10 protein-coding genes are annotated in these 14,700 nt (G+C 60.6%); 1 reads left to right on the top strand and 9 read right to left on the bottom strand.

The features are described 5' to 3' along the window. The first annotated feature begins 24 nt into the window (after positions 1–24). Positions 25–2,493: a penicillin acylase family protein gene (locus ACTG36_RS10140; RefSeq protein ID WP_375282064.1), complete on the top strand. Its 2,469-nt coding sequence runs from the start codon at positions 25–27 to the stop codon at positions 2,491–2,493. A 344-nt stretch (positions 2,494–2,837) separates the two neighbouring features. Here the strand turns inward: ACTG36_RS10140 and hflX are convergent, their stop codons facing one another. The 9 genes from hflX to dusB form a co-directional block, all read right to left on the bottom strand. Then, positions 2,838–4,136: a GTPase HflX gene (gene hflX / locus ACTG36_RS10135; RefSeq protein WP_439142188.1), complete on the bottom strand. Its 1,299-nt coding sequence runs from the start codon at positions 4,134–4,136 to the stop codon at positions 2,838–2,840. 15 nt (positions 4,137–4,151) lie between these two features. Next, entirely contained in the window at positions 4,152–4,385 is a 234-nt protein-coding gene (hfq, locus tag ACTG36_RS10130) for an RNA chaperone Hfq (protein WP_085862848.1), read from the bottom strand. 130 nt (positions 4,386–4,515) lie between these two features. After that, entirely contained in the window at positions 4,516–6,033 is a 1,518-nt protein-coding gene (locus ACTG36_RS10125; RefSeq protein ID WP_375282066.1) for a TrkH family potassium uptake protein, read from the bottom strand. A gap of 4 nt (positions 6,034–6,037) precedes the next feature. Continuing rightward, positions 6,038–7,414, bottom strand: a complete 1,377-nt coding sequence (trkA, locus tag ACTG36_RS10120; protein ID WP_375282067.1) for a Trk system potassium transporter TrkA — start codon at positions 7,412–7,414, stop codon at positions 6,038–6,040. 63 nt (positions 7,415–7,477) lie between these two features. Further along, positions 7,478–8,884 carry a nitrogen assimilation response regulator NtrX gene (ntrX, locus tag ACTG36_RS10115; protein WP_375282068.1) on the bottom strand — a complete coding sequence of 469 codons (1,407 nt, stop codon included), beginning with the start codon at positions 8,882–8,884 and terminating at the stop codon, positions 7,478–7,480. Between the two features lie 7 nt (positions 8,885–8,891). Continuing rightward, positions 8,892–11,105: an ATP-binding protein gene (locus ACTG36_RS10110; protein ID WP_439142246.1), complete on the bottom strand. Its 2,214-nt coding sequence runs from the start codon at positions 11,103–11,105 to the stop codon at positions 8,892–8,894. A 138-nt stretch (positions 11,106–11,243) separates the two neighbouring features. Further along, a complete protein-coding gene (locus ACTG36_RS10105) occupies positions 11,244–12,602 on the bottom strand; it encodes a response regulator (RefSeq protein WP_439142184.1) in 1,359 nt (452 codons plus the stop codon). Continuing rightward, the gene (locus ACTG36_RS10100) at positions 12,602–13,696 is read right to left on the bottom strand and encodes a two-component system sensor histidine kinase NtrB (protein ID WP_375282021.1); all 1,095 of its coding nucleotides are present in this window, start codon (positions 13,694–13,696) and stop codon (positions 12,602–12,604) included. The genes ACTG36_RS10105 and ACTG36_RS10100 overlap by 1 nt, the downstream gene beginning before the upstream one ends. After that, a complete protein-coding gene (dusB, locus tag ACTG36_RS10095; protein ID WP_375282022.1) occupies positions 13,693–14,670 on the bottom strand; it encodes a tRNA dihydrouridine synthase DusB in 978 nt (325 codons plus the stop codon). Before dusB ends, ACTG36_RS10100 begins: the two co-directional genes overlap by 4 nt. Positions 14,671–14,700: the final 30 nt, after the last annotated feature.

The raw sequence follows: 14,700 nt of genomic DNA, 5'->3' as shown, positions 1-14,700 counted from the left end.
GGCGATGGAATGAAGGAAGACACTATGGCGTTTGCCTTTCGTTGGCTTGTCCGGCTGGCCTCTGCGCTGGTCATATTGATCGTGGTGGTCTTTGCCTTGGCGTATTACTTCGCCTCGCGCTCTCTGCCTGATTATAACGACAGGCTTGAAATGGCAGGCCTGTCCGCCCCGGTTGAGATCGTGCGCGACAACGCCAATGTGCCCCATATTTTCGGCCAAACTGACGAAGACGTCTTTTTCTCATTGGGGTTGGCCCATGCGCAGGACCGGCTGTGGCAAATGACGATGCTGCGGCGGACGTCCCAAGGCCGCCTGTCTGAACTGTTTGGCGAGAGAACCCTGCCCATCGACCGCCTGATTCGCCACCTTGACCTCAGCACCCTGTCCCAACGGTCTGTCAGTGCGCTGGACGCACGCACGCAATCGGCCCTGCGTGCCTATTCGGCCGGTGTGAACGCATGGATCAACGAAGTGAACGCCGGTGCGCGCGGCCGTGGCGCGCCCGAGATGTGGCTGTTCAACCATGCCATCGCCCCTTGGCAGCCGTCGGATTCCATCGCGATCACCAAGGTGATGGCGCTGCAACTCAGCGGGCATTTGGAACAAGAAGTGCTGCGCGCGCGCACGTCGCTGATCCTCAACAACGATGACCGGCTGGGGGATATTTTGCCGGACTTTCCCGGTGCGGGTTTGGCCGCCCTGCCCAGCTATGCCAGCCTGATGCCCGGCGTGCCGGACTATGCGCCGAATTCCCGGATGGCCTATGATGCGCTGTCGCCTGTCAAACCCCGTGCCTTGGCTGGCGCGTCAAACGCATGGGCCGCGGGCCTCAGCCGGTCGGCCACGGGATCGACGCTGATGGCCAATGACCCGCATCTGGGCCTGACAGCGCCGTCGATCTGGTACCTCGCCCGATTGGAGCTTGAGGGCGGCGGTGTCATCGGCGCCACCATTCCGGGCGTGCCGGTTGTCATGTTGGGCCGGTCTGCAGATCTGGGCTGGGGTCTGACGTCATCCTATCTGGACGATCAGGATGTGTTCATCGAAGAGGTCAATCCAAGCGATGCCAGCCAATACCGCACGCCTGACGGCTGGGCCCAGTTTGAAACCCGCGAAAGCATCATCCGCGTGGCCGATGCGGCCCCCGTGACGATCCAATTGCAATGGACAACGAACGGGCCGGTGTTGCCGCCCGATCAATATGACCTCGGCACGATCCGGCCCCCGGGCCATGTGACCGCCCTTGGCTGGACGGCCCTGTCGGGCGAGGACACGACCCTACAGGCCGCCATGGCGCTGATGCGCGCCACCAACGTGGAGGCCGGGATCGCCGCCCTTGAAGGCTATGTGGCCCCCTCACAGATGATCACCTTGGCGGATCGCAATTCGGTGGGGCTGAAACTGATCGGTCACGTCCCCAACCGCAGCCCCGATCACGTGACCCAAGGCCGCCTGCCCCATTTCGGTTATCTGCCCCAGAACCGCTGGGACGGACGCAGGCCCTATGACACCAATCCCCAATGGATCGACCCCGTGGGCGGTCTGGTGGGCAACACCAACAACAAGATCATCGATGCGCCCTTTCCCGAGCATGTGAGTTTTTATTGGGGCGACAGCCAAAGGGTGAACCGCTGGCGGCGATTGATGCAAGCGCGTGAGGTCCACACCCGCGACAGTTTCATCGAGGCGCAGCTGGACACCGTGTCCTATACCGCGCGGTCGATCCTGCCTCTGATCGGGGCTGATCTGTGGTTCACCGGCGAGGCCGCCCCCGAAGGCACGCCCCAGCGCCTGCGGCAGGATGCGCTGGCCCTGCTGGCCGAATGGAACGGGGAGATGAACGAACACCTGCCCGAACCGCTGATCTATTCCGCTTGGCTGCGCGCCTTGCAGGACCGTCTGATCCGCGACGAATTAGGCCCGCTTGCGCGGGAATATACCCATGTGGAGCCCCTGTTCATCGAACGCGTCTTCCGTGACACTGACGGGGCGTCCGTGTGGTGCGACGTGCTGCAATCCGCCCCGGTAGAGACCTGTTCGGACATCGCACGTCTGTCGCTGGATGACGCGCTGGTCTGGGTGGCCGAAAACCATGGCACCGCCTTGGAATCCCTGCGCTGGGGCGACGCCCATGAGGCGACCCATGATCATCCGGTGTTGGGCGAGGCTCCGGTTCTGAAATGGTTCGTGAACATCCGCCAATCGACGTCAGGCGGCGACAACACCTTGATGCGCGGACGCACTGCGGGCAGCGGGCCCGACCCGTTCCGCAATGTTCATGCTGCCGCCTATCGCGGAGTTTATGATTTCGCCGATCCGGACAGTTCTGTCTTTATCACGTCGACCGGTCAATCGGGGCATTTCCTGTCACGGTACTACGACGATCTGGGGGATCTGTGGCGGCGGGGGGAATATATCCCCATGTCCCTTGATCCTGCACTGGCCCGTGGCGGGGCTGTGGGGATCACGACTTTGGTGCCTGTGGCCGAGTAATTTCGAATTGGCTTCGCCAATCCGATCCGGCGCCGGAATGTATGGTTTTCTTGATTGAGAGGTCGGAGGGGGCGCTGCCCCCGGCCTTCGGCCTCCCCCGAGGTATTTGAGAACCAGAGAGTTCGAGGCGTCTTGGAACACCTCCAGTGGAGGTTTTCAGCCGAGAACGGGCGGAGCCCCGAAAGCCGTTTCGGAATTGATCCGGGGCATCAATTCAGGTGCAGAATGGTTGGAGATCTGATCCGTCTCGGAAAGCATCCAGTGGAGGTTTTCAGGCCAGAACAAGCGGAGCCCAATGGCATATCGCACCCCGGTGTGACGGAACTTAGCCGAAAGCGGGCCGCCTACAGCGCGTCAGGGAAGGATTTTTCGAACTTGGCCTGTTGATGTGCTGTCCAGCGGACATCCAGCGTCCATCCGGTGTCGCCCTGCGCCTCATCCTCAATCACGCCTTCGCGTTGCAGCCAGCTGTGCGCAGCCCCCTGCGCCCAATCAAGGGAGAGCGTCGCCGTGCGGGTTTTGCCTTTGAGGTCTTCTGAAACATGGGTCAGCAGTGTTTCAATGCCCGCCCCTGTCACCGCCGAGATGGCGAATGTGTTTTCCTCGCGCAGGTGAATAGCCTCCATATAGGCGGCATCATCGTCGTCCAGCAGGTCGATTTTATTGAGAACCTCAATCATCGGCACGTCGGGGTTCACATCCAGCACGCGCAGCGTGTCGAGGACCGCCTTTTTCTGGATATCGGTTTGCGGGTGGCTGATGTCGCGCACATGCAAGATCACATCCGCCTCAAGCACTTCTTCCAGCGTCGCGCGAAACGCAGCGACAAGCTGCGTCGGCAGATCGGAGATGAAGCCCACCGTGTCGCTGAGGATCACATCATCGCCCTTGCCCGTGTCGCTGGGCAGTTCGACCTTGCGCATGGTGGGGTCGAGCGTGGCAAAGAGCATGTCTTCGGCAAAGACCTCCGCCCCTGTAAGGCGGTTGAACAACGTCGATTTGCCCGCGTTGGTGTAGCCCACCAGCGCCACAATCGGGAACGGCACTTTGGCGCGGGCCTTGCGGTGGAGTTCGCGGGTTTTGACGACTTTTTCCAGCTGCTTGCGCAGACGGTTGAGTTGGGCGTCGATGGCACGGCGGTCGGCCTCGATCTGGGTTTCACCAGGGCCGCCCACAAAACCAAGCCCGCCACGCTGACGTTCCAGGTGGGTCCAGGCGCGCACCAGACGGGTGCGCTGGTAGCTCAGCGCTGCCATTTCAACCTGCAACACGCCTTCGCGGGTGCGGGCACGTTCGCTGAAGATTTCCAAAATCAACCCTGTCCGGTCCAGAAGTTTGACCTTCCATTCCTTTTCCAGATTGCGCTGTTGCACGGGGCTGACGGGTCCGTCGATGAGAACAAGACCCGCGTCCGCCTCTTCCAGCCAGCCTTTGATTTCTGCGATTTTACCCGATCCGAACAGCATTCCCGGATGAACCTTGGGCAGGCCCACGACCTGTGCGCCCACGACCTCAAGCTCCGGCAGGGCATGGGCGAGTGCCACGCCTTCTTCCAACGCGGACACAGCATCGCGGCGGAATTGGTCTGATTTGATTTCAGGGTGCAGGACAAACGCCCGCGTCGCGGAGGCGTCATCCCCCATGAACGGAGCCCATGGTTATTCTTCGCCGTCGTAGAGGCTGATGGGTTGGGCGGGCATGATCGTGCTGATGGCAGATTTATAGACCAGCTGGCTTTGCCCATCGCGGCGCAGCAGCACGCAGAAGCTGTCGAACCAGGTGATCACGCCTTGCAGCTTCACACCGTTGATCAGGAAGATCGTCACCGGAACCTTGGCTTTGCGAACGTTATTAAGAAAAGCGTCCTGAAGGTTCTGTTTGTCTGAGGCCATGATCCCCGTCCTTTATTGTTTTTGTGGCAGCACGTCTGCCAATGTTTCCCATCGGGCACCACTATGTCGTGTGACGTTTGGGATTTCCAGCCCCAAAACCACACCTTGCGCCCGATGGGGTTTTTGCGCCTCAGCGGCGCCAGAATTCGGGGTTCAAAAGCGCGATGATCGCCAGTGTCTCAAGCCGCCCCAAGGCCATGGTAAATGCCAAAATCACCTTGGCCATATCGGGAATGCCTGCGTATGAAATGGGCGTTTCGGCGGCGATGGCGGCCAAGGGGCCGGTGGTGGATAAGGCCGCCACGGCCAGCACCAGTGCGGTTTCAAACTGCACACCGGTGAAGGCCAGCATGACCATGACGGCGGCAATGGAAATCACAAACAGCATGAAGAAAATCCACGCGATCTGCGCGCCTTGCCTACGGATTTGACGGGCCCCAGCCCCCGCACCGCCGACGGACGACGGATGCACGAGGCGTTCGACCTCTCGTTGGCTGTGCTTCCACAGCGCATAGACCCGCAAGAGTTTGATGCCGCCTGCTGTTGTCGCGACCCCGCCACCGATCAGCGACAGCCCCACCAGCATCAGACCCGGCGTGCTGAGGCCGGACCACGCCCGTGTGGCGGTCCAATCGGCGGATTCAAACCCTGTCGTTGTCAGGAAGCTGGCAATGGTGAACAGCGCCCCCCACATGGCACGCGCACCGGTGGCCAGATCATTTGACGCGCCGTCGTCAAAGGCCACCAACCCGTGACGCAGGAACAAAACGACGGACAGGATGGCAATCAACGTCAGACCCATCTGGAATTCGCTGTCTTTGTGCAGCGGGTTCAATTCCTGCCCCGCCAGCCCCCGCGAAAAGGCCACGCGCGACATCGCAAAAACAAAGAAACAGGCAATGACCAATTCGCCCCAAAACCCTGCGGGTGAAAACAGAATGCCCCCCACGGGTGAGATGCCGGAAGTGGCCATCACGGACATGGCGTGGCTGATCGCCACAAACGGGACTTCGCCCAAGGCCACAAGGGCCAGCCACAACAGCGCCGTCAAAGCCGCATAAAGCGGGATCAGCTTGGCGCCGAACCGGATCAGCCGCGACGACGGATCGGTCACTTGCCCGATTTGCGTCAGGCTTTGTTCGCTGGCTGATCCGCCCCGCAGGGCGCGCACTTCAAACCCGCCGATGTTGAGGGGGGCAAAGATCGAAATCGCGCTGACCCACATCAGCAATCCCCCCAGCCAGCCCATCACGGCGCGCCATAAATGGACCGACGGCGGCAGGCTGCGGGGGCTGTCATAAAGAGTGGCGCCCGTGGTGGTGATGGAGCTGACCGCTTCGAACCATGCTTCAAGAAACGTCATGCGCGGGACGGCTTCGTACATGGGAACGGCCAGCATCAAGGGCAGCACCAGAAACGCCGCCAACAATGACACCAGATACCCGCGCGCAGCTGTGGTCTGATAATTCGCTGTGGCAAACCCGATGAACAAGGTCAAAACGAACGACAACAATGCCGCGTAAAAGAACACGCGGCTGACGGCGTAGTTTTCCAGCATCAACGCATGAAGCGACGGGATAATCATCGCCACACTGCCTATGCCCATCAGCACTACAAAGAACGGACGTTTGGACAGGGTTTCGATCATCGCATCAGAAGAAATCGATGGAGACTTGCAACAGCGCCTCAACCTCGGCCACTTGCGGGGTCATGGCGAAAATGGCGACGATATCGCCTTCTTCGATCCGCAAATCGCCCTTGGGCTTGTGCATCTTGCCGGACTTAAGGATCCCGCCCACCAGCACGCCTTCGGGAAAATCGATGTCGCGCAGACGTTTGCCGGCGATGGGACTGGTGGTGAGAACCTGCGCCTCAATCACCTCGGCCTCGGCGTCACCGATCGAATAGACGGACCGCACGCGGCCATGACGGATGTGTTGCAGGATGGAACTGACCGTCGTGGCGCGCGGGTTGATGTAGGCGTCAATGTCCAAAGGCCCCATCAGGGACACCAGCGTGGGATCATTGGTCAGACAGATCGCCATCGGGCAGCCCATGCCCTTGGCGCGCACAGCGGCCAGAAGGTTGGTTTTGTCGTCGTCTGTGACGGCCAGCACGGCGTCGGCGTTGCCGATGTTGGCCTCTTCCAGCAAAGACGCATCCAAACCATCACCGTTCAGCACAATCGTGCGTTCCAACTGGTCCGCGGTGGCCTCGGCGATTTCACGGTTGCGTTCGATCACGCGCACGCGCACGCGGTCGGTGCGGGTTTCCAGCGCGCGGGCCACCGCAAGTCCAACATTGCCGCCGCCGATCACCACGACCCGTTCCAGCTTGCCTTGGATCTTGCCGAAAATTTCCAGCGTGCGGGCCATGTCCGTGGTTTCGGTCATGACATAGCAATCGTCGTCCGGGAAAATCTGGTCACCGGGCGACGGCGCAAACAAGGTGCCCTTGCGGCGAATGCCCACGACCACCGCTTTCAACGTTGAAAACAGGTCCGACAATTGGCGCAATGGCGTGTTGATGACAGGGCAGTCTTCGTCGATGGAAATCCCCAAAAGCTGGGCGCTGCCTTCGAGAAAGCTTTCGGTGTCAAAGGCTGCGGGGGCGGCCAGACGTTGCAACGCGGCCTCGGCCACCTCGACCTCCGGTGAAATCACGACGTCGATGGGCAGGTGATCGCGGCGGTAAAGATCGGAATAGATCGCGTTCAGATAGCTTTGCCCGCGCAGACGCGCGATCTTGCGTTGCACGGCAAAAACCGAATGGGCCACCTGACAAGTGACCATGTTGACCTCATCCGAATGGGTCGCCGCGATGATCATATCCGCGTCCGCCGCCCCTGCCCGTTCCAGAATGTCGGGATAGCTGGCAAAGCCCGCGATGCCTTGGACGTCCAAGGTGTCGGTCGCACGGCGCACCAGTTCAGGGTTGTTGTCGACAACCGTCACGTCGTTGCGTTCCGATGCCAGATGGCGGGCAATTTGCCAGCCAACCTGTCCTGCTCCGCAAATGATGACCTTCATGGACACGCCTATCGTCGTTTCGGTTTGATCGTGGTGACAGAACCCCCGCGCCCGGTCAATGCGTTACGCGTCGGACCCTTCTTCAACATGGGCCACCCGCGCCCCCGCTTTGTTGGAGGTCACCACCCCCAAAGTCTTGAGCTTTCGGTGCAACGCAGACCGTTCCATGCCCACAAAACTGGCCGTGCGGCTGATGTTGCCACCAAAGCGGTTGATCTGGGTCAGCAGGTATTCGCGTTCAAACAGCTCCCGCGCTTCGCGCAGGGGCAAGGTCGCAAGGCTGCCCGACAGCAGCACGCGGCCTTCGTCGCTGGGCCCTTCGGACTGGTCGGGCAGTTCCTTGGCCTCAATCGGGCCGGTGCCTTCGCCTAAAATCAGCACACGTTCCATGACATTGCGCAACTGGCGTGCGTTGCCGGGCCAGCGCATGGTCTGCAGCAACGCGCCGGCCTCTTCGCTCAAAGAACGGCCCGTAAGGCCCTGACTTTGTTCAAGTTCCGCAACAAAGTGTTCCGCCAACAGCGGAATATCCTCACGTCGTTCTTCAAGGCTGGGCACGTGGATCGGCACCACATTAAGCCGGTGATAGAGTTCCTGACGGAAGGACCCCGCATCAATTGCGGCCTGTAAGTCACTGTTTGTGCTGGAAATCACCCGTACATCCACCTGCACCTTGTCGACACCACCGACCCGCTGGAATTTCTGGTCGACCAGAACGCGCAGCAGTTTGGATTGCGTGCCAAGGGGCATGTCTGACACGCCGTCAAAGTAAATCACACCACCGTTGGCTTCCTCCAACAGGCCACGTTCCACGCCGCGCCCTTCGGTTTCGCGCCCGAAAAGAACCTCCTCCATGCCATCGGGTTCAATGGACGCGCAGTTGACCGACACAAACGGCATATCCGCGCGGTCGGAATTGGCATGGATGTAGCGCGCGGCGGTTTCCTTGCCCGATCCGCCTTCACCGGTCAGCATGACGCGGCCATTGGATTTCGTGACCTTTTCCAACTGACTGACCAGCGTTTTGAACGACGCACTTTCGCCCAGCATATCCGTGGGTGCCGCATCAGACCGTTTCAGCGCGATGTTTTCACGGCGCAGGCGGCTGGTTTCCATGGCACGCCGGATCACGACCATCAACTGGTCAATATTAAAGGGTTTTTCAATGAAATCGTAGGCCCCTTGTTTGATCGCGGCCACCGCAATTTCGATATTTCCGTGCCCGGAAATGATCACAACAGGCACCTCGGGGTGGTCCTTCTTTACGTGTTTGAGGATATCAATCCCGTCCATGCGGCTGTCTTTAAGCCAGATGTCGAGGATCATCAGCGCCGGTGTTTCGGCCTCAATCTGGGCCATGCATTCATCGGACGTGCCCGCCAGCCGTGTGGTAAACCCCTCATCCTTGAGGATGTCTGAAATCAATTCTCGAATGTCACGTTCATCGTCGGTAATCAGAATATCGCCCATGGGGACCTCATGCAGTTTCTTGTTGCAACGCAGTGTGACCTGCATCGATGGGTAGGGTGATGACAGCCATGGCACCATGGCGTCCGGTGTTGTCGAAGTCGGGCGCATCCGTCAGCGTCAGCGTCCCGCCGTGTTCGTCGATGATCTTCTTCACGATCGGTAGGCCAAGGCCCGTGCCCTTGTCGCGGGTCGTCACGTAGGGTTCGAACAGTTTGGCGCGGTCTTCCGGCAGGCCAATACCGTTGTCCGCAATCGTGATCACAGCGCCGTCGTCCGCTGTGGTCATGCCAATGCGTATCTGCGGGTCAACCGTCACGTCAGGATGTTTTTCCAATTGCGTTTCAATAGCTTCCCCTGCGTTCTTAATCAGATTGGTCAGGGCCTGTGTCAGCATGGTCCTGTCCACGTTGGCCCAAACGATCTGGTCGGGAATGGTCACATTAAAGGCTACATCGGGCTGACCCGCGATCTGAAGGGTCGCCGCATCGCGGACAAGGGCCGTGATGTCGTGGGTATGCCGGTCGGGTTCGGGCATGCGCGCGAACTTTGAAAACTCATCAACAATGCGGCGCAAGTCATTGGTTTGACGGACAATAACGTCCGTCAGCTGGGACAGTGTTTCGTGGTCTTCCACGGCGCGGTATTTGCGTTTGATGCGTTCCGCGGACAGCTGAATGGGCGTCAGCGGGTTCTTGATCTCATGGGCGATCCGGCGCGCCACATCGCCCCATGCGGCCATCCGCTGGGCAGAAACCAGATCGGTCACGTCCTCAAACGCCACAACATAGCCTTCAAGCGCGCCGTCTTCGCGCAAACGGGGCGACATCCGCACCAGAAGGCTTTCTTGTTGCCCGCCCCGCACAAGGTTCACTTGCCCCTGCGACACCGGTTTCTGCCCGATCGTCAGATCGTCGAATAGGGCTGCAAATTCAGGGACGGCCACGGCCAACGCCATGTTCTCGGCGCCGTTGACCTCCAACAGGCGGTTGGCGGATTTGTTCACAAAGGTCACGCGGCCCTCTGAATCCAGCCCCACAACACCCGACGGCACCGAGGACAGCACGGAATCAAACAGCCGCCGTCGCCGTTCGATCTGGCGGGTGTTGTCCAACAGCTCCTCACGTTGACCGCGCAGCTGGGCGGTCATCTGGTTGAAATAACGGCCAAGTTGGGCGATCTCATCCTCGCCCTCTTCTTCGCGCACGCGCACGTTCAAATCCCCTGCGCCAACCCGCTGGGACGCGCCCACAAGCCGCCCGATGGGGCGCGACAGATGTTCGGCAAACCAAAGGCCCACCCAGACGGCGGCGATGATCAGGATCAGCGCGAAGCCCAGATAAAACAGGCCAAAGTCAAACAACACGCGGCCCCGGTCGTCTTCCAATTGATCGTAAAGCGCCACCGTCGCCTGTGTTTCATCCAGCAACGCCAGAATATCGCCGTCGACTTCTCGCGTGACGTAAAGATACTTGTCGGTGAATGCCTCCAGCGGGATCAACGCGCGGAATTCGTTGTTTTCCCAGTCCTCGATAATGACGATGCCGTCTTCGCGCGATTGGGCCAGTTGCAGGGCCGTGGGACGTTCAAAATAAAACTCATAGGACCGGTCCCCACGCGCCCAGATTTCCCCGTCCCCGTCCAGCACGAAAGCCTCCGTCAGGCCGCGTTCGATCTGCGGCTGCACCCGTGCGAGGGCCTGACGGACCTCACCGCGTTCCATGAAAAACGTCTGTAGGCGTTCGGTGTTGAGATAACCCGCCAGCCCGAATCCATCGCGCGCGACCTCTTGGCGGTGTTCTTCTTCGTAGGCTTCGGCGGCGGCCAGCGAATTGCCCACCACATCGCGCACCCGTTCCGAAAACCAGCCCTCAAGCCCGATGTTGATCGTCAGCACCGCAAAGACCGCCACAGCCACCGTGGGGATCAAGGCCAGCAGCCCGAATACGCCCGTCAATCGCAGGTGCAGGCGCGATCCGGCAGATTTCGCCCGACGGGCGGCCACCATGGCAAACACGCGGCTCGACACCAGTGCCGCGATGACGAGAACATAGATGATATCTGCCAGCAGGATCAGCCGCAGGGTGTCCGTTCGTCCCGTCTGATCCAGGGGCCTGAGTGCGGTGATCGTTAAAATGACAAGCACAGGCGCCAGCACAACAAGGATCACCGTCGCCGCGTTGCGCACGCTGCGACGTCTGCGCCAACGTGAAAACGCCAGCATATTGATGCCCAAAAGGGTCCGCTGCACGCGAATAGCCCCGCATTTTAAGGGCTTACGCTACAAAAACGCTGCCCACCGCCTGTTGATGTGGTCCTGCACCGGATGTTGCGTCCGATGGGCCACGGTTATGTTGCCGTTTTACATCAACTTGCGGCGGCGTGTCACGTGAATATCCAGATCGGTGATCTTTTTTCTCAAGGTATTGCGGTTGATGCCAAGAAGCTCCGCACATTTAGCTTGATTGCCTGAGGTCGCATCAAGGGCGATTTCGATCATAGGAGCCTCAACCTCGCGCAGGATACGTTGGTAGAGGCCCGGCGGCGGCAACATGCCGCCGTGCAGATCGAAATACCGTTTCAGGTGCTGTGCGACCGAACCGGACAGCTTGTCGGAATTGCCCGTTTGCAAAGGTTCCACTGCGGGTTGGGATCCAAGGACCTGTTCCACCTCAGAGCGGCCGATTTCCTCATTCGCGGCGGTCACCACCAAGCGGCGCACCACGTTTTCAAGCTGTCGCACGTTGCCGGGCCACGTATAGGCACGCACCAGATCGACAGCCGTGGGGCCCAAGCCCCGCGCCGGCGCGCCGTCGCGTTCGGCGCGGGCCAGAAAATGCTCGGCCAACAGCGGAATGTCATCCACGCGGTCGCGCAGTGGCGGCACCGTAATGGTGACCCCCGCCAGCCGGTAATAGAGGTCCTCGCGGACCTTGCCGTCCTCCAGCGATTCAAGAAGGTCAGACCGAGACGTGGCCATGATGCGGGGTGCCGTGTCGCCCAAAGCGTCGAGCATCCGCACGATGCGGGCCTGCATGTCCATGGGCAAATCTCCCACTTCGTCAAAGACCAAAGACCCGCCCTTGGCGCGTGACAGCAGCGATGACGGCCCGTCCATCCCTTCAAGATCTGCCGCAGAGGCCACCACAAAGGGCAGCGACCGGCGGTCAGAAAAGTCGTGGATCGCGCGGGCAATCAGGCTTTTGCCTGTGCCGCTTTCGCCCGTGACCAACACCGACAGCGGCGTGTTCATCACCCGCGCCACCAACCGATAGAGCGACTGCATCGCCGCTGTACGGCCCACCAGTGGCAGATCGTCGGTCTCTCCTTCTTCGGTGCGCGGGGCCGGTGCGCGTTGCTTGACCTCCAACGCGCGGGCGGAGCGTTTCATAAGGTCCGGCAGGTCAAACGGTTTGGGCAAATAGTCGTAGGCATCCGCCTCTGCCGCTTGGATCGCCGTCATGATGGTGTTTTGGGCAGAGATCACGATGACAGGCAGACCGGGACGCGCCTCGGCGATTTTGGGCAGCTGTTCCAACCCGTTGCCGTCGGGCATGACCACGTCGGAAATGACCAGATCGCCCTTGCCCTCTTCAATCCAGCGCATCAGCGTCACAAGCGACGACGTGGCGTGGACCTTGCAACCGGCCCGCGTCAGCGCTTGGGTCAAAACCGTCCGAATGGTGCGGTCATCGTCTGCGACCAATACTGTTCCGTCCATCAGGTGTCTCCGTCATTTGGGGTTGGCTGGGCGTCTTTGGGCACGGTGGGCAGCGACACGCGAAACACGGTCTTGCCCGGCACGCTGTCGACCGAAATCCAGCCGCCCACGTCTGCAATCAATTTGCTGACCAAGGCGAGGCCAAGGCCGGTGCCGTTTTCCTTGCCCGAAATAAAGGGTTCGAACACATCCGCTGCAATGTCAGGCGGCAGGCCCGGCCCGTCGTCGATGATTTCCACCTGCAAGGGCAGCCGCGCACCGCTGCCGTCCTTGCGTTGCACCCGCAAAGAGGGTTCGTAGAACGTGCGCAGCCGGATGGATCCGCCTGCGCTGCCCACTTCGGACGCGTTTTTCAGCAGGTTCAGGAACACCTGCAACAGCTGATCGGCGTCGGCATAGGTGTGGGGGAGCGAGGGGTCGTAATCCTCAATCATCATCATATGCGCGCCAAACCCGACAGAGGCCGACTGCCGCGCGCGGTCCAGCACATCATGGATGTTCACAGGCGCGCATTTGGGCGGCTGCACATTGCCGAATTGTTCGACCTGTTCGAGAAGTTTGACGATGCGGCGGGATTCCTCGACGATCAGATCGGTCATCTCACGATCGCCGTTGGACAGGGTCATGGACAGCAGCTGCGCCGCACCGGTGATCCCCGCCAAGGGGTTCTTGATTTCATGGGCCAGCATTTCCGCCATCCCGATGGCAGACCGCGCGGCCCGCACGGATTGGGCGGATTTGGTCATGCGCGACGCCATCTCACGCGGCTCGAAGATCATCAGCATCTGATCGCCGTCGTCTTTCAGGGCCTCATCCGTCAAAGGCGCAAACTGGATGTTGCATTGCAGGGGCGGGCGTTCCCCGCTGCCCACATCCACGTCGTTCACAAACAAGGACGTGCGGTTGGCACTTGCGCGACTATAGGCGCCTTCGATGGGCGCATCGATCATGACCTTGTCCCACACGGGGGCCCCCAGCAGGGCTTTGGCCGACAGGTTTAGGAAACTTTCCGCCGCAGGATTGCTGTCTGCGATCGTGTCATCGGCGTTCAGCAGCAAGGCGGGCACCGGCAGGGAATTCCAAAGCGCCCTCATGCGGCGATCCTTTCGGTCAAAGCATCGGGAAGCATCGCCAACACCCGTTTGGGGTCCCGTTCGGTCAGAACCGCCTTGCGCAAGGCCGGATCGGGGCCTGCCTGATCCATATACCAGCCCAGATGTTTGCGCGCGGTCTTGCCGCCCAGTTCGGTGCCGTAAAAGGTCAACATATCCTCGTAATGGGCCGCGACCATGTCGACCAGATCAGCCCCATGGGGCGCCGCCTTTGGTGCGCCGCCCGCCAGGCCCGCCGTCACATCGCGCAGCACCCATGGCCGCCCTTGTGCGCCGCGTCCGATCATCACGCCGTCCCCACCAGAGGCGGACAATGCCGCCTTGGCCGTGGTCACATCAACGATATCACCATTGGCGATCACCGGAATCCGCACCGCGTCCTTTACCGCCCTGATCGCGGCCCAATCGGCACTGCCCTTATAAAACTGACACCGCGTGCGCCCGTGGATGACGATGCGCTGGATGCCGGCTGCTTCGGCCCGCTGGGCCAGATCGGGCGCATTGTGCAAGGTGTCATCCCACCCCAGCCGCGTTTTCAACGTGACCGGGATCGCGACAGCGCCCACCACCGCCTCAATCAACGTCAGCGCATGATCCAGATCGCGCAGCAATGCTGAGCCTGAATAGCCGTTCGTCACCTTTTTGGCCGGACAGCCCATGTTGATGTCGATCATCCCAGCACCATTGCCTTCGACTGTGCGGGCGGCTTCGGCCATCCAATAGGCATCACGTCCGGCCAGTTGCACCGCAGTATTGGCCTGATCAAACCCCAGTTCCGCCTTCTCGCGTACGCCCGGTTTGGCCTGCACCATTTCCTGACTGGCCACCATTTCCGACACGACCCAGCCTGCACCAAAGGACGCGACCAACTTGCGAAATGGCAAATCGGTGATGCCCGCCAACGGGGCCAAAGCCACGGGCGTTTTGGGATCGGGCAAGGCAATGTCCTGAATCATGCCTCCGTGGTAGACCCATGCCGCCCGCCC

This window comes from Pseudooctadecabacter sp., from assembly GCF_965657175.1.
Classification (GTDB): Bacteria; Pseudomonadota; Alphaproteobacteria; order Rhodobacterales; family Rhodobacteraceae; genus Octadecabacter.
The sequence above is the reverse complement of the archived record's forward strand: the minus strand, read 5'-3'. Positions and strand labels throughout refer to the sequence as shown.